The 20329-nt window shown below is 61.4% G+C and carries 18 protein-coding genes; 9 read left to right on the top strand and 9 right to left on the bottom strand.

Features of this window, described 5'->3' with window-relative positions; all coding sequences use genetic code 11:
- Positions 1 to 84: 84 nt before the first annotated feature.
- The 3 genes from gyrB to dnaA form a co-directional block, all read right to left on the bottom strand.
- Positions 85 to 2556 (bottom strand): DNA topoisomerase (ATP-hydrolyzing) subunit B, encoded by a 2472-nt coding sequence (gene gyrB / locus B0G57_RS16010; protein ID WP_018441405.1) that lies wholly within the window; start codon positions 2554 to 2556, stop codon positions 85 to 87.
- Between the two features lie 141 nt (positions 2557 to 2697).
- Positions 2698 to 3801 carry a DNA polymerase III subunit beta gene (gene dnaN, locus B0G57_RS16005; protein ID WP_018441404.1) on the bottom strand — a complete coding sequence of 368 codons (1104 nt, stop codon included), beginning with the start codon at positions 3799 to 3801 and terminating at the stop codon, positions 2698 to 2700.
- Positions 3802 to 4038: 237 nt separating this feature from the next.
- On the bottom strand, positions 4039 to 5598 hold the full coding sequence (gene dnaA / locus B0G57_RS16000) for a chromosomal replication initiator protein DnaA (protein ID WP_018441403.1): 1560 nt from the start codon (positions 5596 to 5598) through the stop codon (positions 4039 to 4041).
- 400 nt (positions 5599 to 5998) lie between these two features.
- Here dnaA and rpmH point away from each other — a divergent pair, with 400 nt between their 5' ends.
- From rpmH to yidC, 4 genes are all read left to right on the top strand, one after another.
- A complete protein-coding gene (rpmH, locus tag B0G57_RS15995; RefSeq protein WP_004198824.1) occupies positions 5999 to 6133 on the top strand; it encodes a 50S ribosomal protein L34 in 135 nt (44 codons plus the stop codon).
- A 74-nt stretch (positions 6134 to 6207) separates the two neighbouring features.
- Positions 6208 to 6645: a ribonuclease P protein component gene (rnpA, locus tag B0G57_RS15990; protein ID WP_051090050.1), complete on the top strand. Its 438-nt coding sequence runs from the start codon at positions 6208 to 6210 to the stop codon at positions 6643 to 6645.
- 32 nt (positions 6646 to 6677) lie between these two features.
- Positions 6678 to 6908, top strand: coding sequence for a membrane protein insertion efficiency factor YidD (gene yidD / locus B0G57_RS15985; protein WP_018441401.1), 231 nt, complete (start codon positions 6678 to 6680; stop codon positions 6906 to 6908).
- 30 nt (positions 6909 to 6938) lie between these two features.
- On the top strand, positions 6939 to 8627 hold the full coding sequence (yidC, locus tag B0G57_RS15980; protein ID WP_018441400.1) for a membrane protein insertase YidC: 1689 nt from the start codon (positions 6939 to 6941) through the stop codon (positions 8625 to 8627).
- 307 nt (positions 8628 to 8934) lie between these two features.
- On the opposite strand, the gene B0G57_RS15975 is transcribed toward yidC, so the two are convergent.
- Positions 8935 to 9357: a transcriptional regulator gene (locus B0G57_RS15975; protein WP_026229798.1), complete on the bottom strand. Its 423-nt coding sequence runs from the start codon at positions 9355 to 9357 to the stop codon at positions 8935 to 8937.
- Between the two features lie 148 nt (positions 9358 to 9505).
- Positions 9506 to 9778: a hypothetical protein gene (locus B0G57_RS30900; protein ID WP_146013335.1), complete on the bottom strand. Its 273-nt coding sequence runs from the start codon at positions 9776 to 9778 to the stop codon at positions 9506 to 9508.
- Between B0G57_RS30900 and mnmE the strand changes: the two genes are divergently transcribed.
- Entirely contained in the window at positions 9768 to 11171 is a 1404-nt protein-coding gene (gene mnmE, locus B0G57_RS15970) for a tRNA uridine-5-carboxymethylaminomethyl(34) synthesis GTPase MnmE (RefSeq protein WP_026229797.1), read from the top strand. The genes B0G57_RS30900 and mnmE overlap by 11 nt on opposite strands.
- A gap of 123 nt (positions 11172 to 11294) precedes the next feature.
- Here mnmE and B0G57_RS15965 read toward each other — a convergent pair whose 3' ends face one another.
- Entirely contained in the window at positions 11295 to 12254 is a 960-nt protein-coding gene (locus tag B0G57_RS15965; RefSeq protein WP_018441397.1) for a glycosyltransferase, read from the bottom strand.
- 292 nt (positions 12255 to 12546) lie between these two features.
- Positions 12547 to 13425 carry a LysR family transcriptional regulator gene (locus B0G57_RS15960; RefSeq protein WP_020566263.1) on the bottom strand — a complete coding sequence of 293 codons (879 nt, stop codon included), beginning with the start codon at positions 13423 to 13425 and terminating at the stop codon, positions 12547 to 12549.
- A gap of 179 nt (positions 13426 to 13604) precedes the next feature.
- Between B0G57_RS15960 and B0G57_RS15955 the strand changes: the two genes are divergently transcribed.
- The 4 genes from B0G57_RS15955 (at position 13605) to B0G57_RS15945 (ending at position 16316) form a co-directional block, all read left to right on the top strand.
- The gene (locus B0G57_RS15955; protein WP_018441395.1) at positions 13605 to 14036 is read left to right on the top strand and encodes a VOC family protein; all 432 of its coding nucleotides are present in this window, start codon (positions 13605 to 13607) and stop codon (positions 14034 to 14036) included.
- 174 nt (positions 14037 to 14210) lie between these two features.
- A complete protein-coding gene (locus tag B0G57_RS15950) occupies positions 14211 to 14897 on the top strand; it encodes a DUF433 domain-containing protein (protein WP_020566262.1) in 687 nt (228 codons plus the stop codon).
- Positions 14894 to 14986 carry a PIN-like domain-containing protein gene (locus tag B0G57_RS32130; RefSeq protein WP_223258584.1) on the top strand — a complete coding sequence of 31 codons (93 nt, stop codon included), beginning with the start codon at positions 14894 to 14896 and terminating at the stop codon, positions 14984 to 14986. Before B0G57_RS15950 ends, B0G57_RS32130 begins: the two co-directional genes overlap by 4 nt.
- Before the next feature lie 607 nt (positions 14987 to 15593).
- Positions 15594 to 16316, top strand: coding sequence for a GlcG/HbpS family heme-binding protein (locus tag B0G57_RS15945; RefSeq protein WP_018441392.1), 723 nt, complete (start codon positions 15594 to 15596; stop codon positions 16314 to 16316).
- Between the two features lie 130 nt (positions 16317 to 16446).
- On the opposite strand, the gene B0G57_RS15940 is transcribed toward B0G57_RS15945, so the two are convergent.
- Positions 16447 to 18666, bottom strand: coding sequence for a LamG-like jellyroll fold domain-containing protein (locus tag B0G57_RS15940; protein WP_018441391.1), 2220 nt, complete (start codon positions 18664 to 18666; stop codon positions 16447 to 16449).
- 459 nt (positions 18667 to 19125) lie between these two features.
- Positions 19126 to 20274: a branched-chain amino acid ABC transporter substrate-binding protein gene (locus tag B0G57_RS15935; protein WP_018441390.1), complete on the bottom strand. Its 1149-nt coding sequence runs from the start codon at positions 20272 to 20274 to the stop codon at positions 19126 to 19128.
- Positions 20275 to 20329 lie beyond the last annotated feature (55 nt).

Raw genomic sequence — 20329 nt, 5'->3', positions numbered from 1 at the left:
AGTCGCACCCAACTTAGTCCCGTAGTCCCACAACTGTGGCGCCAGTCGCAATACTCTGGCGCCCTACGCCTGCTACACAGCCAATCAAACATCAATATTCCCCGCCCGCAGCGCATTCGACTCGATAAACGCCCGCCGCGGCTCCACTTCATCGCCCATCAGCGTCGTAAAGATCCCATCGGCCGCAATTGCGTCCTCAATCTGAACGCGCAGCAGACGCCGCACGTTCGGATCCATCGTCGTTTCCCAAAGCTGCTCGGGGTTCATCTCGCCGAGCCCCTTGTACCGCTGCTTCGAGACATTGCGTTCCGCGTCGGAAATCAGCCACCGCATGGCGCTCTTGAAGTCGGTCACCGCCATGCTGCGCTCGCCGCGCTTGATCACCGCGCCGGTGCCGATCAATCCCTTGAACGTATTCGCCGTGTTGAGAAGCTGCTGATAGTCCGCGGTCAGCAGAAACTCTTCGTCGATGACCGAGACTTTGACGTTGCCATGATGACGCCGCTCGACACGCAGCGACCTCAGCTCACGCGCCGCGTCATACATCGGATATACGCTGACCTCGGGCTTCAGCGGATCGTTGCGCAGCGCGACCTCGAGCGAGTGCGCCGTAGCCGCCGCCGACTCCTCGCTGCCGAGATTGATCGTGACGCCATCCATGACGGCCTCGAGCGCGTTCGCGTCGTAAAGCCGGCTCAGCCGATCGACCACTGCCTGGGCCAGCAGATACGACCTCGCGAGTTCGCCAAGCGCATCGCCGGCGATCGGCGGCGCGCCCTCGCTCGGCAACAGCTCGGCGCCTTGCAGCGCGAGCCGCAGCATATGAGCGTTGAGCTCGACATCGTCCTTCAGATACCGCTCGTCCTTGCCCGCCTTGAGCTTGTAAAGCGGCGGCTGCGCGATGTAGATATACCCGCGCTCGATCATCTCCGGCATCTGCCGATAGAAGAACGTGAGCAGCAGCGTGCGAATATGCGCACCGTCGACGTCCGCATCGGTCATGATGATGATCCGGTGATAGCGGACTTTGTCGATGTTGTAATCTTCCTTGCCGATCCCGCACCCGAGCGCCGTAATCAGCGTGACGATCTGCTCGGACGACAGAAGCTTGTCGTACCGCGCCTTCTCGACGTTCAGCACTTTGCCGCGCAGCGGCAAAATCGCCTGAAACTTTCGATCGCGTCCCTGCTTGGCCGATCCGCCTGCCGAATCGCCCTCGACGATGTAGATCTCGGACTTCGCCGGATCCTTCTCCTGGCAATCCGCGAGCTTACCCGGCAGGCCGACGCCGTCGAGCACGCCCTTGCGCCGCGTCATCTCGCGCGCCTTGCGAGCGGCATCGCGCGCACGGGCCGCATCGACAATCTTGCCGCAGATGATCTTCGCATCGTTCGGCGTCTCGAGCAGAAATTCCTCGAGGGCCTTGGCCACGACCTCTTCCACAGGCGCTCGAACTTCCGACGAAACGAGCTTGTCCTTCGTCTGCGAGCTGAACTTCGGCTCGGGCACCTTCACCGACAAGACGCACGAAAGCCCCTCGCGCATGTCGTCGCCCGACGTCTCGACCTTCGCCTTCTTGGCGATCTCGTGATCGGCGATGTACTTGTTGATGACGCGCGTCATCGCGGCACGCAGGCCCGTCAAGTGCGTCCCGCCGTCACGCTGGGGAATGTTGTTCGTGAAGCAAAGGACGTTCTCGTTGTAGCTGTCGTTCCACTGCATCGCCACTTCGACACCCACCCCTTCCTTCTCGCCGATGACATGGAAAATCGTCGGGTGCAGCACCGTCTTCGTCTTGTTGATGAACTCGACGAATCCCTTCACGCCGCCGACAAACGCGTAGTCGTCTTCCTTGCCCGTGCGCTGATCGGTCAAGCGAATGCGCACACCGTTATTGAGGAACGACAGCTCGCGAATCCGCTTCGCCAAAATATCGTAGTGATATTCGACATTGCCGAAGATCGTCTCGTCGGCCATGAAATGCACTTCGGTGCCGCGCTTTTCCGTCTCGCCGAGGAGTTGCATCGGCGAGACCATCTCGCCGTTCACTTCCTCGATGATGCGGTTTTGCGTCACGCCGCGGTGAAACTCCATGAAGTACTTCTTGCCATCGCGCCGCACGGTCAGGCGCAGCCATTTCGACAGCGCATTCACGCACGAGACACCCACGCCGTGCAGGCCGCCCGACACCTTGTAGCTGTTCTGGTCGAACTTGCCGCCCGCATGAAGCTCGGTCATCACGATCTCGGCGGCGCTGCGCTTCGGATCGTGCTTGTCGTCGAGCTTGACGCCGGTCGGGATACCGCGGCCGTTGTCGGTCACGGAAATCGAATTGTCCGCGTGAATGATGACTTGAATGTCGTTGCAATGCCCGGCCAACGCTTCGTCGATGGAGTTGTCGAGCACTTCGAATACGAGGTGATGCAGACCGGTGCCGTCCGACGTGTCGCCGATGTACATCCCGGGTCGCTTGCGCACGGCCTCCAAACCCTCCAGGATCTGAATCGACGAGGCGCCATAGCTGTTGTCGGGCTGCGTGTTGTGCTGTTCACTCATGGGTATGTTCCGGTTCCGCATCTACTGCTGAGTACTACTATCGCTGCTTCCGAAAACTCCGCTTGCGAAATTTCGGAGCACTAAAGAAACGCCAAAGGGGCGCTGCGCCCCCTTTGGTCTTCTTGTTTTTTCCGCTTCGGATCAAATGCGCATCGGCATGACGACGTACTTGAAATCGTCGTTCTCGGGTATCGTGATCAACGCGCTCGAGCTCGCGTCGGCCACGCTCACCTGCAGCATGTCCACCTTCAGGTTCGCGAGCACATCGAGCAGGTAAGTCACGTTGAAGCCCATGTCGATGGTGTCGCCCTGATAGGCGATCTCGAGTTCTTCCTGCGCCTCTTCCTGGTCCGCGTTCGTCGACATGATCTTCAACTGGCCCGGCTCGATCACGCAGCGCACGCCCTTGAACTTGTCCGACGTCAGAATCGCGGCACGCTGCAGCGAACGCTGCAATTCGTCGCGCCCGATCACAAACGAGTTCTTGTGCGCCTTCGGGATCACACGCTGGAAATCGGGGAACTTGCCCTCGACGAGCTTCGAAACGAGCTCCACCTGGCCAAACGTAAACTTCACCTGCGTCGAAGCGATATCGATCTTCAACTGATCGTCGATGTCCTCGAGCAACCGCTGCAACTCCAGAATCGTCTTGCGCGGAATGATCACTTCCTGCCGGGCAAACTCGCCGTCGATCTTCATCGACGAAAACGCGAGGCGGTGACCGTCGGTCGCGACAGCCATGAGCCGTCCGCCATCGACGACGAGCAGCATCCCGTTCAGGTAGTAACGGATGTCTTGCTGCGCCATCGCAAAATGGACCATACCGAGCAATTGACGGAACGTCTTTTGCGGCACCGACAAGCTCGCACCGTAATCCTTGGCCTGCGCGACGGTCGGGAATTCGTCCGCGGCGAGCGTCTGCAACGCAAAGCGGCTCTTGCCCGACTGCACGGTCAGCCGCTTGTCGGCCAACGTCAGGCTCACCTGCCCGTCGGGCATCGCGCGCAAAATGTCGAGCAGCTTGCGCGCCGCCACCGTGGTCGCCACCGATTCACCACCAACGCCGAAGTCCGCCCGCGTGGTGATCTGCAATTCGAGATCGGTCGACAGAAACGACACATCGGCGCCGTTCTTCGTAATCAGCAGGTTTGCGAGGATCGGCAACGTATGGCGCCGTTCGACAATGCCGCTTACGGTTGAGAGCGGCCTCAAGAGGTTGTCTCGTTCGGTCTTGACCAGTTGCATAGGGTTCCTTCGTTGATGTCACGGCGCGCTTGCCGACTCGCTGCGCAGATTCGTCGACGAAACTGTCGACTCCCCGCATCTTTCCGCGCTTTTTCCTTCTGCCCTGCACTTTCCACCGCCCGCGCAGCCAGGGCGGCTAAACCACTATTGTGCCTGAAAAAGAAACGATTTCCGCCAAAGCGAGGGGCATTGTAGCGGCGCGCGGCTCACCCGTTCGCTCACGCCCGTCGCACCCCGTCAACCCTTCAGCGTCTGCTCGAGCACGTGCAGTTCGTGGTTCAACTGCGCGTCCTTGCCGCGCTCGTCGGCGATCTTGCGCACCGCGTGCAGCACGGTAGTGTGATCGCGCCCGCCAAAAAGCTCACCGATTTCGGGCAGGCTCTTTTGCGTCAATTCCTTCGCGAGATACATCGCGATCTGTCGCGGCCGCGCGATATTAGCCGGACGCTTTTTCGAATACATGTCCGCGACCTTGATGTTGTAGAAGTCGGCGACGGTCTTCTGGATGTTCTCGACGGAGATCTGCCGGTTCTGCACCGTCAGCAGGTCCTTCAGCGCCTCCTTCGTCAGCTCGATCGTGATCTCGCGGCCATGGAACTTCGAGTACGCGAGGATCTTGCGCAGCGCGCCTTCGAGCTCTCGCACGTTCGAGCGCAAATGCTTCGCGACGAAGAACGCGACATCCTCGGAAAGACTCACCCCCTCCGACTGCGCCTTGCGCATCAAGATTGCGACGCGCATCTCGAGCTCGGGCGGCTCGATCGCCACGGTCAGGCCTGAATCGAAGCGCGAAATGAGCCGGTCGTCGATGCCCGAAATCTCCTTCGGGTACGTGTCGCTGGTGATGATCACCTGCGCCTTGTTCGCGACGAGCGCCTCGAACGCATAGAAGAACTCCTCCTGCGTGCGCGATTTGCCCGAGAAGAACTGAATATCGTCGATGAGCAGCAGATCGAGCGAATGGTAGTAGCGCTTGAAATCGTCGAACGCCTTGCGCTGATACGCCTTCACCACGTCCGAGACGTATTGCTCGGCATGGATGTAGCGAATTCGAGCGCCGGCCTTGTCCTGCAGCAACTGGTTCCCGATCGCGTGGATCAAGTGCGTCTTGCCGAGCCCAACGCCGCCGTACAGGAAAAGCGGGTTGTACGAGATGCCCGGGTTGTCCGCCACCTGGATCGCGGCCGCGCGCGCAAGCTGGTTCGCCTTGCCCGTAACGAAGTTGTCGAACGTCAGCACCGGGTTCAGCTTCGAGCGCTCGTACATCGAATCGGCCTCGGCGCCACCTGTCGCCATCGCGCCGGGGCGCCAGGTCCGCCGCGCCGCCGCGGCCTCGGTCGCATCGACGCTCGGCAGATCGATATCGGCACCGTCGTCCATCGCGCCCGCCGCGCTTGCGCTCTTGTCGGCGCCGCGTGGTTGAGCATCGGCAGACGTTGCGCTTTTGCCGCTCGCTGTCTCCACAGGCGATGCCGCCGTTCCGGCCGACGCCGGCCCGCGCGGCAGCGGGACGTTGACGCTCGACCCCAGCGGGCCCGCGCGCATCGTTGCTTTCGGATCGAGGACGAACTGAACTTCGATCGGCGCGTGCCAAAAATCGCGCGCCAGATCGGAGATGCGGCCCGAAAACTGGCTCTTGACCCAGTCGAGCTTGAAGCGGTTCGGCGCGGCGATCGATAGCGTGTTCGCGGCGGCGTCGAAGGCGACCGGGGCCAACGGTTTGATCCACGTCACGAACTGTTGGGGCGTCAATTCGCGCTCCAGCAGTGCGGAACAGTGTTGCCAGAATTCGTTCATCAAGGTGGCGTCGTTTTTAGTGCACGGTCACTCGCCGCCACCTTCGCGCTCATCGCGCCAAGGACCCGAACTGGTCGGACAAGCCCGCCACGAAACCCTTGTGCGACAAGTACTTAGGCACGAAGGGCTGACTCGGAGCGGCGTGCAGGATTCTTGAGACAAGGCGAGATTCTACCGCCAAAACACCCCGGCCAGGAAGTTATCCACAGGGCCGGATCGTGCACCGCATGCGTGCAGCAGGGCCTCCGCCATGCCGCCGATGCACGCTCCGTCCTCTTCTAAGGTATTGACGACCAAGAGAAAAGCAGTTTAAATAGCGGGTTCTCGCGAAAGCGAAAACCATTGTTCGGCCCCGTCGGCAAGCCAATGCGCACGCGGTCCCCTCTCCTGTGAGAAAGACATGAAACGTACCTACCAACCTTCCGTCACGCGCCGCAAGCGCACCCATGGCTTTCGCGTGCGGATGAAGACCGCCGGCGGCCGCAAAGTGATCAACGCCCGCCGTGCGAAGGGCCGCAAGCGCCTCGCCATCTAAGCCGGAAGAGCAGGCTGGACGGGCAAACGCCGCGGCCGTCGCTCGCGACGACGCGCAATCCGCCGCACGCCGCCATCGGGCTCGATCCGTTGCGAGCGCAAGCCGCCTTTCCCAAAGCCGCGAGGCTTCTCAAGACGGATGAATTCTCATCCGTTTTTCGTTTACGCCCGTGGCGCCGATCGGCGCACTTCGTCGTCTACGCACGGCCCACCGGCCACGAAGCGCGGCTCGGGCTCGTCATCGGAAAGAAGTTCGCGCCGCGCGCGACGACGCGCAACCTCGTCCGGCGCATTGCGCGCGAGGCCTTTCGGGTGCGCCGCGCCGAGTTTGGCGGATGGGACATCCTGCTGCGTCTGCACGCCCGTTTCGACAAAACGGCGTTTCCCAGCGCTGCGTCGCCGCTGTTGAAGGCGCTTTGCCGCACCGAGATCGAGGAGTTGCTCACGAAAACGGCGCGCGAGATCGCCCGCCGCCAGTCGGCGCCCGTGCACAACGGCACGGCTCATGACTGAATATGGGGTTTTGCGTCGCCGAATCAACCGCCATGCAAACGGTACTGATTGCGCTACTGCGTTTCTACAAGGTCGCCGTGAGCCCCCTGCTCGGCAGCCGGTGCCGCTTTTATCCCTCCTGTTCCGACTACGCACGCGAAGCAATCCAGTATCATGGCGCCGCGCGAGGCACTTACCTCGCGGTGAAACGCTTGTGTCGCTGTCATCCGTTTTCCGCGGGCGGGATCGATCTCGTTCCGCCCCCTACCGCGAAAAAGCGCTGAAGCGCCGCTCCCTCGACTCCGAGACCACGCATGGATATCAAACGCACCGTCCTATGGGCGATCTTCTTCGTGTCAGCGATCATGCTGTTCGACAACTGGCAGCGCGAGCACGGACGCCAGTCGATGTTCTTCCCGAACCCGGCGGCCACGCACAGCGCATCGGCGCCCGCCACGTCGGCGCCCGGTGCTTCGGGCACGGGCTCGGAGGTCGCCGCGCCGGCTTCGAACACGGCGCCGGCAACGGCGGCGACCGCGCCGGGAACGCCTGCTCAGCAACCGGCTCCGGCGGCTCAGCTGATCCATTTCAGCACGGACGTCTACGACGGTGAAATCGACACGCGCGGCGGCACGCTCGAAAAGCTCACGCTCACGCGCAAAAGCGATCCGAAGCAAGGCGACCTCAACATCACGCTGTTCGACCGCACGGCCAACCATACGTATCTGGCGCGAACGGGCTTGATCGGCGGAGACTTCCCGAATCACAACGACGTCTTCACGGCATTGCCCGGCCCGCGCTCGCTCACCGACGATCAGAAGTCCTTCCAGATCAGTCTAGAGTCACCCGTCAAGGGGGGCGTCAAGGTCGTCAAGACGTACACGTTCACGCGCGGCAGCTTCGTCATCGGCGTCGACACCAAGATCGAGAACGTCGGCACGGCGCCCGTCACGCCGAGCGTCTATATGGAGCTCGTGCGCGACAGCACGCCCGTCGACACGCCGCGCTTCTCGCACACGTTCCTCGGGCCGGCCGTCTATACGAACGAGCATCACTTCCAAAAGATCTCTTTCAGCGACATCGACAAGAACAAGGCCGAGTATGCGACTTCCGGGAACAGCGGCTGGATCGCGATGGTGCAGCACTACTTCGCGTCGGCGTGGATTCCGCGGGAAGGCGCGAAGCGCGACATCTATGTCGAGAAGATCGATCCGACGCTCTATCGCGTCGGCATCACGGAGCCCGTCGCGACGGTCGCGCCGGGGCAATCGGTCGATGTGTCGGCACGCCTCTTCGCGGGCCCTGAGGAAGAGCGCATCCTCGAAGGCGTCGCGCCCGGCCTCGATCTCGTGAAGGACTATGGCTGGGTCACGATCATCGCCAAGCCGCTTTTCTGGTTGCTCGAGAAAATCTATGGCTTCGTCGGGAACTGGGGTTGGGCGATCGTGCTGCTCACGCTGCTCATCAAGGCCGTGTTCTTCCCGCTGTCGGCGGCGAGCTACAAGTCCATGGCGCGCATGAAGGAAATCACGCCGCGCATGCAGGCGCTGCGAGAGCGGTTCAAGAGCGATCCGCAGAAGATGAACGCAGCGCTGATGGAGCTGTACAAGACCGAGAAGGTCAATCCGTTCGGCGGGTGTCTGCCGATCGTGATCCAGATTCCAGTGTTCATCTCGCTCTATTGGGTGCTGCTGTCGTCGGTTGAAATGCGCGGTGCGCCGTGGGTTCTCTGGATTCACGACCTGTCGCAACAGGACCCGTATTACATCCTGCCGGTGCTGATGGCCGTCTCGATGTTCGTCCAGACGAAGCTGAACCCGACGCCGCCCGACCCGGTTCAGGCCAAGATGATGATGTTCATGCCGATCGCGTTCTCGGTCATGTTCTTCTTCTTCCCGTCGGGGCTCGTGCTGTATTACGTCGTCAACAACGTGCTCTCGATCGCTCAGCAGTACTACATCACGCGAATGATGGGTACGCAGAAGAAGAGCAAGCCGGCGTGAGTCGGCGCGAGAAGACGCTAGTCTCGCTTCCGCCTTGGCCACGCTTCTGAAGCGTTGAGCTCGTAGGCTCATTTGCCGCACTGACGCCCCAGTGGATACTGGGGCGTTGTGCTTTTTCGGCGGCAAAGAGAACCGAGGCGGTTGCCTGTCCGGTGCGGCGTGCCCGCGTGCCCCACTCGCGACCGGAATCGCGCCACAAAGATGGCGCGTTGGCGCGATTCGTGTTTTCGCGCCACATTCGCGCCAACGACATGGCGAATCGCGCCACTCTCGGTAATCGGTTGACAGCTGCCGCCGACTCGCTGCCTCAGCGCTCCGATCGGTCGCCGTAGAACTGCGCGACCAGCTCCTGCACCAAGTAGCGATGGTGCGGAGAAAGTGCCTCGATCTTCGATGCCAGTTCGATCGTTTCGGGAGTGAGCGGATACTTCTCGTCGCGCGGCAGCGGTTTTGGGGTCGCGCTCGCGGTCGCGTTCGGCGGCGGCCCGTAGTGGAGCCAATGCAGATCGACGCGCAACCACTCCGCCAGCGTCTGCAGCTTGTCATCGGTTGGAATCGTGCGCCCGGTCAGCCATTTGTGTGCCGTTTGCGGGGACACCGGATGTTCGCCGTGGTGGCGCAAATTGAAATGCAACGCAAGCTGCGTCCCGCCCGTCACCTTTTCGGGGCTGCGCAGGAGGGCGAACTTCAGGCGTTCGGAGAACGCCGCTTTCTCTTCGGCGGTTGGCATCGCAAAATTGTGCAATTGAGCCAACGCGAAGGAGACAACCAGGCAGGACAGCTTTAGCCCGCTCGGGAACCGGTTTAGCGGGTGTGCGCCGCCTTTGCACCGGATCGCGAAGCACGCCTGGATAGCGGAAAGCCAAGCCAGCCGCCGCTCAGTGACTGGATTGAGGCGGTTTCCCCTTCTCGTCGTCCGAAGAATACACTATCTCAATTGAGATAAATCGAATTTGTGGTAGGCGCCGCCGTGAACCGCGAACGGTGGCGTGAGAAGTCGGTTGGCGCAGCGCGCTACAATGCCGGGCGTCAACCGTCTGGCACGCACTTTCTCGATCCGATTCACTGGCCGCGCCGCCGATTCCTTTTTTGGCGAAGTCGTCGGCCGCAGTTTCGACCGCATTCACCGCTATCACCGTCATGCTTTCCATCGATTCCGATCCGATCGTCGCCATTGCCACCGCGCCGGGGCGGGGGGGTATCGGCGTCGTGCGGATATCGTGCGGCCGCGGTGGAGAAGCCGCCGCCGAGGCCCTAATGCGGGCGCTGTGCGGGCAGACGCTCCCGCCGCGTCACGCGAGCTACGTCGCGTTCGTGGATGGGGGCGGTGCCGTGCTCGATCGCGGAATCGCGCTTTACTTTCCCGCGCCCCATTCGTACACGGGCGAGCATGTGATCGAGCTGCAAGGACACGGCGGGCCCGTCGTGCTGCAACTCGTATTGCAGCGCTGCCTGGAAGCGGGAAAGGCATTCGCGTTGCGGCTCGCAGAGCCGGGGGAATTCACGCGGCGCGCATTCCTCAACGACAAACTCGATCTCGCGCAAGCCGAGGCCGTCGCCGATCTGATCGAGGCGAGCACCGAAGCGGCCGCGCGCTCGGCGGGCCGTTCGCTCGAAGGAGCCTTCTCGCAGGATATTCGCGCGCTCGTCGATGAAGTGATCGCGTTGCGCATGCTCGTCGAGGCGACGCTCGATTTTCCGGAAGAGGAAATCGATTTTCTGGAGGCCGCCGACGCGCATGGCAAGCTCGCGCATATCCACGAACGGCTCGATCGCGTCCTTATCGAGGCACGGCAGGGGGCATTGCTGCGCGAGGGGTTGTCCGTCGTCCTGGCGGGACAGCCGAACGTCGGTAAGTCGTCGCTATTGAATGCGCTGGCCGGCGCCGAGCTCGCCATCGTCACGCCGGTCGCCGGGACGACGCGCGACAAGGTCGCGCAAACCATACAGATCGAGGGCATCCCGTTGCATATCATCGATACGGCCGGGTTGCGCGAGACGGAGGACGAAGTCGAGAAGATCGGCATCGCACGCACCTGGGGCGAAATCGAGAAAGCCGACGTGATCCTGCATCTCCTCGATGCCCGGGCAGGGGTCACGGCTGAAGATGCGCTGATCGCGGCACGATTTCCGACGGGAATGCCCGTTGTGCGGGTATTGAACAAGACGGATTTGACCGATGTCGGGCCGGAGGTCAGTCGGCTGGTTGCGGCCGATGGTGACAGTGGGATCTGCGAGATAAGGCTCTCGGCCAAGAAGAGCGAAGGGATCGACTTGCTGCGTGCGGAATTGCTGCGTATCGCCGGTTGGCAAGCGGGGACGGAGAGCGTCTATCTCGCGCGCGAGCGGCATCTCATCGCGCTGCGAGCGGCGCGAGAACATCTCTCGCTCGCGGCCGAGCATGCGGAACTGGGGAATCGATCGCTCGATCTGTTTGCCGAGGAATTGAGGCTCGCGCAGGAGGAGCTCAATTCGATCACTGGGGAGTTCACCTCCGACGATCTGCTCGGGGTGATTTTTAGTCGGTTCTGTATTGGCAAATAGGCCCGCCCGACCACGGAGCCGTCCGCGCTCCGAAGACGAACATAGAGCTACCGCACGATACGCCGAGAGCGTTGCTGACGCGCTGAACGACCATATCAAAAGCGCGAGATCGCCCGCAGCCGTTCACGTCGCCACCTCCTGCAAGCACAGTGCATGGATATTTCTGGCACGAACATTTGTCGTGTGGTGCTTGGCAACCTTCAGTGATGCGCGCTCAACAATCGCCGACCAGCGCCGGACGTCATTCAGGAATAGCCGCTGGACCTCCGCCGCGTCTTCGATGACGTGAAAAATGTCCGTACCGATGTAGTCCTCTCGTTCGACGAATCCCAACGCCGCGAGTTGAGCTCCGAGCGACTCCCGATCCGCAATGACCAAACAGCCTGTCGCCATGCCCTCGAACACTTTCGCGACCAGATAATTGAATATCGAGCCACATACCAGCATCGCTGGGTGACGGCGCAACAGCGTCGCATAACGTGGCCCCCCGACAGTCGCAAGCGCGTTGGAATCGGCTCGCATCTGGTTAGTCCGGTCACCCGGATATCCGGGATAGCCGGGGTGATCCACGATGTTGCATACGGCGTCCGGTAGCTTCGCCGCGCAAAATTGACGGAAGGGATACGGCCACGTCCGCGATCCCGACAACAAGACGCGATCAAAGACAGGGGCGAAGAAGGGCGAAAAGGCGGACGCGGCCGAATGCGGTGTCCATTTGATGCGCTTCTTTACGTCAGGAAACCATTCGATCAATTTGTTCGGATAAGTGGCCAAAATCAAGTCTGCCCAGTGACGTCTAATGTGTTTCGGGAGCGTGGCGAACGAATCGGCCAAGCGCTCTAGGATTTCATAGCATTCCCAGAGCAGCACCAACCGCGCTCGGCGAATTACATCGAGCAACCGCTCGTCATCCGTCTCGTCGACTACCATCATCGTCCAACCAAGAGATGCCAGGTTCTGTTGAATCTCATGAAATTCGCGCGAAATATATGAATCCCACCCTTTGGGCGTGCACAACACAAAGGCATCCGGCGGAGCAGCTTCACTTGATTCGCCGATATCAAATTGAAAATCAGTCATCATCGCTATCACGCTAAGTATTGGTTTGCGGTTAACGGCCATGTGAAGACCGGCGTTCGTCGAACGTCGGCCCAGCTACACGGTAAGCAGTACCCTTAGCTACGACTGAGCTGCGTCGGAATTTTCGGACCAAGGGAAGTGGACGAGTTGGCATCGGCCGCCGATGCACCCCAGTCTGTGACTGGCCGTGTTCGCATGCGGCTGACGCGACTTGCGAATGCCCGTATAAACGAGTCTCGATCGACCCGGTAGCCCTCGCTACCGATCGAATCAGACTATAGGATCGGAAGTACCCTCAGCGCCCCCGCAATTCCTCCGTGACCGCATGCACGCAGTCGGCGAATTCCTCCGCCGCAGGCTGCCGCCCCCGCGCACCGCGCTCGACGAGACCGATCTCGCGCGCAAACGCATCGTCGCCAAGCGGCAAAGCAATCGTGCTCTTGGGCAGGTACAGTCCCGCCGCCAGCGGCACGAGCGCTACGCCGACGCCCTGCGCGACTAGACCCACAATCCCCTGCAACTCGTCCAGTTCGACTACGTCGTGCACGCTCACGCGGATCCGACGCAGGAAGCGGTCGACCAGTCGACCGCCAAACGAATTGCGGTCGTAGCGGATGAAGGGTTCCGATTTCAGCAGTTCGCGCCAGGGCCTGTCTGCCAAGTCGCGCGGTACGAGCAGTGCGAACGGCTCCATCGCCAGCGTCCGCCATTTGAGCTCGGTTGGCAGCGCGAACGGCGGCTTGATGATCACGGCGACATCGACTTCACCCGAATCGACCTGCGCCAGCAGGTTCAGCGACACACCCGGCACGACGCGAATGCGCCAGCCCGGTGCCTTGTCGCGGAAGCGCCGGATCGCGCCGACAAGAAACGAACTCTGCGCGGACGCGATCGACCCGACCCGCAATAGTCCCGACTGGTCGGCGCCGCGGCCGCGATCCGAGAGCCGGGCGTAGACCGAGAGAAGTTCCTCGGCCACGTCCACCGCCTGCCGGCCGGCCGCATTGAGCGTCGCTGACCGTCCGGTACGGTCGAACAGCGCAAATCCCAACTCTTCTTCGAGCCGCTGAATCTGCGCGCTGACGGCCGACTGCGTGAGGCCGATGTGCGAGCCCGCACTCGCGAAAGTGCCATAGCGAACAACGGCAAGAAAGGTACGAAGCTCACGCAGCATGGTATCGATCAATCGAAAATTTTGGTGCTAAGGTCGAAAATATATCGCTTTTAAACTACTTTCATCGTTCGTAAACTGCTTTCGATCGCGTGACCCGACGGCCACGTATGACAAAGCCGGCACCGCCCCGCCTTGAGGCCATACCTGCCGGCGCCCCCCCTACTGATAACGGAGCTGTCATGGACTCGACGACCAGCCTGCCCCCTTTCCACCTTGCCTTCCCGGTCCACAGCATCGCTGCGGCACGCGAGTTCTATGGCGATCTGCTCGGCTGTCCCGAAGGCCGCAGTGCCGAGGATTGGGTCGACTTCAACTTCTACGGTCACCAAATCGTCGCCCACTACGCGCCCGAGGAAGTCGGCCATCGCGCGACGAGCGCAGTCGACGGTCACGGCGTGCCGGTGCGGCACTTCGGTGTGGTCCTATCGATGGCTCAGTGGGAGGAATCCGCGAAGAAGCTGGCCGACGCTGGCGTGAAATTCGTCATTGAGCCGTATATCCGCTTCAAGGGCGAAGTCGGCGAGCAGGCGACCATGTTCTTCCTCGATCCGTCGGGTAATGCACTCGAATTGAAGGCGTTCGCGAACATGGAGTCGCTGTTCGCGAAGTAAGCCGATTCGCGGTTGCTGCAACGGCGCAGCGCGCATAGTTGCGTGCGCTGCGTCATAGTGACGCCGCGCCGGTTGATTGCACTGCAACTGGACGACTCGCCGGAAGGAGGCCGGCCGAATTAGGTAAAATCGTGCGTCTATCGGATACGGCCAACATTTGGGAGGGAGGTGCGCATGAAGCTTACAGGCGTCGGCCTATACACCTTCCATCAGGCGGCTCGAATTACAAAGATCCCGTTGCGAGACCTGCGCCGGTGGTTGTGCGGCTACTCCTACCGAGACAAGAGGAGCGAAGCATCAGTAGAAGTTCCTCCCCTCTGGGAGACTGAGTTCGATGATGAGGTAGATGGCATCAGCTTCCACGATCTCCTCGAAGTCCGGTTCGTGCGAGCATTTCGCCAGCATGGGGTCAGCCTGCAGACGATCCGTCTGGCAAGCCAGCGAGCACGTGAACTATTTGCCACGGACTACCCGTTTACTTCCCGCAAATTCAGGACTGACGGCCGCACTATTTTTGCCTCCGCCATGAAGGAAGCCGGGGAGACGGAGTTACTCGATCTCGTGCAGCGGCAGTATGCATTCCGGAAAATCATCGAACCGTCGCTGTATGGCGGTATTGAGTTCGATGGGAATCAGTTGGCCGCGCGGTGGTACCCGTCTCCGCGGAGCAGAGCGGTTGTACTCGATCCGCAAATCGCGTTCGGAAAGCCGATCGTCGCGGATGGCGCCGTCAGGACTTCGATCCTCTATGACGCGTTTGCCGTGGAGGGCGACAAGGATTTTGTTGCGAAGCTTTATGAGGTGCCGGTTGCGGCTGTCGACGCAGCGATTGCCTTCGAAGAAAGCTTGGCAACGGCGTGAGGTTCTTTGTCGACAACAACTTGCCACCGGCCCTGGCAAGGGCATTACACGCGTTGTACGAGCCGCTGGGGCATTCAGTTGCTCATTAAAAAACTGTTCCCAGAACTGCGCTCTTGCTACTGCGGAACCGGCATTGCATAACCACCTGAAGGAGCTGCCGATGCGGCTCTTCCCGTTGATCTCGATTGTCCTCGTCATCGTCCCGCTCGGGCGTATCTGCTCGCGAGCCGGGTTTCATGGGGCACCCTCTCGTCGTCAGGTAACAACAGACACGACCTCGTGAGGGGATTCGGCATGGCCCGCGGCGTCAAATTCCGCCATTCATTTGTCCGCCGCCATGTGCGGCAGCGACCTACGATCCGTCGTGCAATGCAATTGAAAACAACCTGAAGCGATATTGTCTGGCAACTCCGGTGCGCCCTCTTTGCATCGACTCGGTCCGTCTTCATTTCAAACGTCCAAACACCCTTTGGCGCGGGCCTCGCGCGCGTGTCGTCGCTGCTCGTTGATAGCCGCAGCCCCGATTCGATTCGTCGAAGTTTTCGGCTCGAAAACAAAAACTAATGCACTTGTCTCGCGCTTGACGTTCATTCGACGATTGACGTCGAGCTATCGCGAGTCACGACTTTAGCTGTGCGGCGCGGAACCGTTAGGCGATTGCCGAACGGAGATACGCATCTTTGGAGGCCATCCATCATGAACGCGAAACGCTGCATTAAGTTGCTCGCCGCATTATTGACCGTCGTTGGCGCGACGTCCGCATTCGCCGACGATGACGGCGGCAATGTCGTTGGTTGCACGATGCCCGCGGGAACCGTCGCACTCGTGCAAAAGCAACTCGCCGTCGTCGTCAATTTGAGCGATGCCAACGGCGGCATCTTCAAGCCTAACCGCATGTGGTCCGCCGTGGTCGATCGGGATGGGCACCTTTGCTCGGTCATCAAGACGGGCGATGCCTGGCCTGGAAGCCGAGCCATCGCGATCGCGAAGGCCTACACGGCCAACGGATTCAGCAACGATGCACTCGCTCTGTCGACTGCGAACCTCTATGCCCCCACTCAGCCCGGCGGCTCGCTCTATGGTCTCAACAATACCAATCCGTTCGACGCTCGCTTTCTCGCCAATGGAACAGGCCAAGGACGCGTGCTCGGTGGGGTCGTCACGTTCGGCGGCGGAGTTGCGTTGTACTTGGGGGGCAAAGTCATCGGCGGTCTCGGCGTCAGCGGGGACAGCGCTTGCGCCGACCATGCCATCGCGTTTCGCATGCGCAAGCTCGCGGGTCTGGCCGGCATCCCGGGCGGCGTCGCCCCGGACAAGACTGACAACATCATTTATGCCACCAATTCAGTGCCGGTAGGATTCGAGCACCCGCATTGCTTTCCTTCGGACTTGAGTCCATCGAAAATCGAGACGCCATAGCGCGGCAGACTACCGCCCGTCGATCCGTGCGCTGGATCGCCGCGCTGACTTGGCCTGGAAGGGTTCATGAGCTGAGCACGCGGGGGACTCCAGAAGCGCGCGCGCTCCGGACCTCCCCGCGAGCCGCGCGCTACGCCCCTTGCATGAGCGCCGTGATCTGATCGGCCGTCATCGCATTTCGATAGATGCGGAAGTCGTCGATCATTCCGTTGAAATACGGATCGGCCGAATATTGCGAACGTCCGATCCAATTCTGCGCGGTGGGTCCGATGCGCCACGGCGCGTGGACGACGTTGTTCGAAGTGCCGATCACGGCACCATTGAGGTAAAGCGTCGCGGTCGCTCCTGAAAGCGTGACCGCCACGTGCGCCCATTGGCCCGTCGGCAATGCGACATTGCCATCGACTTGGGAATCGCCGTACCCGTTGACCGTCGTCGCGAAACGCATCACGCCGGCTGAATTTTTCGCCGTCAGCATGACCCAGCGGCCCGTGCCCGCGCCGAAGTCGAAGATGCGCGCCCACGCATTGCCGCCATTCCAGTTGACCCACGCGGCGATCGTGCAATCGGACACGTCGGCCATGAGGTTGTTCGGCAAGCTCACGTAGCCGCTCGAACCGTCGAGCGAAACGGCATTCCCGATCTTACCGGCCACGTGTGTCGCACCGCCGACGAGGGTACCCGCATGACCATTGCCGCTCGAATCGGCAGCGCTCGTGCCGCTCGACTCGTCGAACGTCAGATAGGTATGCAATTGCACCGCGGTCACCGCCACGATTTCGCTCGAGTTCGCGCTTTCACCCGCCGGCGTCTGCGCACTCACGACGTAGTACCAGGTGCCCGCACCGGGCGCGTCGGTATAAGTCAGCGGATCGGCGATGCCGGTTGCCACGGCGGTATACGGGCCGCCCGAATTCGCTGCGCGCTTGACGTTATAGCTCGTGCCGTTCGCCACGCCCCACCACGAGAGCACCACCTGTCCAGCCGTCGGCCACGCGGTCACGCCGCTCGGCGCAACGGCCGCCGCGACCGCATCGCGCGTGCAGGTGAGCGTGCCGTAGCCGAGTTGATCGTAGCCGCCGCTCGTCGAGCCGTAGTTGCCGCCGCCGCCTTCCGGCTGGATCTTCGCCGCGAAGCTCCGCGACCAAGGCGCCGCAAGCCCCAGGCGGTTCACATAGTGGTTATAGACGAGCGCCCAGCATGGCCTGATCGTCCCTTGCGCCGCCGTCGAGAACACCGATTGCGTCACGTCGACGTTCGAATAGGTCACGTACGGCACCGTCAGATACGTCCCGTCGGCCTGCTGCAAATTGGCCTTCGCCACATACTCCGCTCCCATCAGGAAGCGGTTGTTGTCGTGGCCGTACAGGTCGATTCCCTGATTCCAGGCCATCTCGCAAATGGCACCACCGAGCGCAATGCCAAGCGTGTTGTGCCCCTGGTCGCGGCCCGTCTCTTGCCATTGTCCGAGGTTGCCCGGATGAACGTAGTAGACCGCCTGCGCAATCGCACCGTTGCCGGGACCGTTCAGGAAGTAGTTGACGGCTGTATCGAACTTCGTGTGATCGTCGCAGAGCACGCCGATCGCCATGATCGAAGCGACGTTGCAAAGGTCCCAGTTCGCCCAGTAATGCGTGATCTGGGTGTTGTTATGGCGATTGAGGAAGTCGATGTTGATCGGATAAAAGATGTTGCTCATCATCGACTGGAATGCGGTGAAATCGGCCGCGGCCCAACCGGAGTAACCGCGCATGATTTCGCCGGCGTTCGCGAACTCGTAGCCATAGATGCCGGCCGCCAGGTCGGCGTTGGAGTCGCCGCTGATCTGTTGCAGCGTGGACGACCATGCATTCATGATCTGCACCGCTTTATCCGCGTATGCCGTGTTGCCCGTTACCTTCCATCGAAGCGCACAGGCATAGGCCGCTGCAATGTCGTTGTATAAGTTCGGGTAGTTCTGCGGATATGAGCCGCCCCGATACACGATGGCCAAAGGCCGCGGCGTCCACGAAAGGCTCGCGTGGCTGTTGGCGATCAGCACGTTCCAGTCATCGAACCAAGGCGACACTTGCGCCGCGACCTTCTGCACCATCCGATCAAAATCGGTCTGCGTATGGAGCAGCCCCGGATGAACGAAGGCTCCGCTCGTCGTGACGTCGGTTGCACCCGTCGCAACATGCGCGAGCGCCGCGCTCGACGTCGAGCTGGTCGTCGAGGACCGGCTCACCGATGCCGCATCGGCCGAGCCGCCCCCTCCGCCACATGCGGAAAGCGCGAGCGCGCCGAGGCTATAAAGGAATGTACGCCGCGAAATCCCCGCTTGTTGCTCGTTGTGCTTTTTATCGTCCATATGTCGTCGCTCCGTCGATGACCGGTGGCTGGAAGTGCTCGAAGGGCAGGCGTATACGCGCGTGCCGCCGCCCACTGGCCCTTTCGCTGTCGACTTCTCGCCTGTCCGGACCGCGCGAACTAACCGGCGTTGCCAGGGATTCGCAAACGTTTGCGCAAGGAGCGAGTGGATGGTGTTCGCGGCAGGGCCTGCTGCGTTAACGGAACGCGACGGCCGCCGGCGCACAGAAATTCGTGTGAGGATTTACGGAATCTGACGTAAGGAAAGCCCTAGCCAGGCCCTCGCGGCTGCATCGCGCGCCAGGAAGGGCGATCAGGCGCGAACACTCGCGGGGAATAATCGAAAGGTCCGCCAACCGGCAAAGCTTGGCTGACGCATGGTGGGATGAGAAAAGCGAGGATCGCCGCGGTGCGATTGCGCAGCCGCGGCCAATCCTCGCTTCGAGCTGTCAGGCGACGATTACTTGCCGCCGAGGCTCTGCAATGCCTTCCACTGGCCGTTTTCGACCTTGTAGATCGTGATGCCGCCGTTCTTCAGATCGCCACGATCGTCATAGGCGAGGTGGTTCGTCGTAACCGCCGGCATGCTCGTTTGTGCGAGCAGCGGCAGGTACTTCGCCGGATCCGTCGAGTTGGCCTTCTCCATCGCCTTGAACATCGCCATCGCGCCATCGTACGCGTACGGCGAGTACGTCTCGACATCCTTGCCGAAGCGCTTCTTGTACTTTTCGACATATTCCTTGCCACCGGGCATGTCGTCGAGCGGCAGTCCCGCGAGCGAAGCGATCGTGCCTTCCGCGGCCGGGCCGGCAATCTTCAGGAACGTCGGCGTATGAACCATCTCGCCGCCCATCAGCGGCGCCTTGATCCCGAGCGACTTCATCTGCTTGACCATCGGAGCAGCCTGCGAATCCGCGCCGCCGAAATAGATCAGGTCGGGATTGCTGCCCTTCAGCTTCGTCAGGATCGACTTGAAGTCGACGGCCTTGTCGTTCGTGTACTCGCGATCGATGATCGTTGCGCCGGCCGCTTTGGCCGCCTTCACGAACTGATCGGCAAGACCCTGCCCGTACGCCGTGCGATCGTCGATGATGGCGATCTTCTTCATGCCGAGGTCCTTAGCCGCGAACGTGCCGGCCACCGAGCCTTGCTGCGTGTCCGAGGTCATCATGCGGAACGTCGTCTTGAAGCCCTGCTGCGTGTACTCGGGCGCCGTCGCCATCGCGATTTCGGGGATGCCCGCGTTCGCATAGATGCGCGAAGCCGGGATCGTCGTGCCCGAATTGAAGTGGCCGAGCATGCCCTTGATGCCGTCATCGACGAGCTTTTGCGCGACGGTGGTGCCGGTGCGCGGGTCGGCCTGGTCGTCGGCCGCGTCGAGCACGAAGCGGACTTGCTTGCCGCCGATCACGGGCTTCGTCGCGTTGATGTCTTCGATCGCCAGAACGATGCCATTCTGGAAATCAGCCCCGTAGTGCGCTTGCGCGCCGGTCATCGGACCGGCGAAGCCGATCTTCACCTCATCGGCCTGCTGCGCATGCGCCGTCCCCGCCATCGCCATTGCCGTAACGAGCGCTGCGCCCGCGAGCTGTTTCATCTTGTGTTGCATAGCTTCTCCTAGGTACCAAAGAAATGGAGCGGCTTCAGGGTTCGCCATGCCGCTT

The organism is Trinickia symbiotica (genome assembly GCF_002934455.1).
Lineage (GTDB): Bacteria > Pseudomonadota > Gammaproteobacteria > Burkholderiales > Burkholderiaceae > Trinickia > Trinickia symbiotica.
This window is presented reverse-complemented; position numbering and strand designations above follow the sequence as displayed.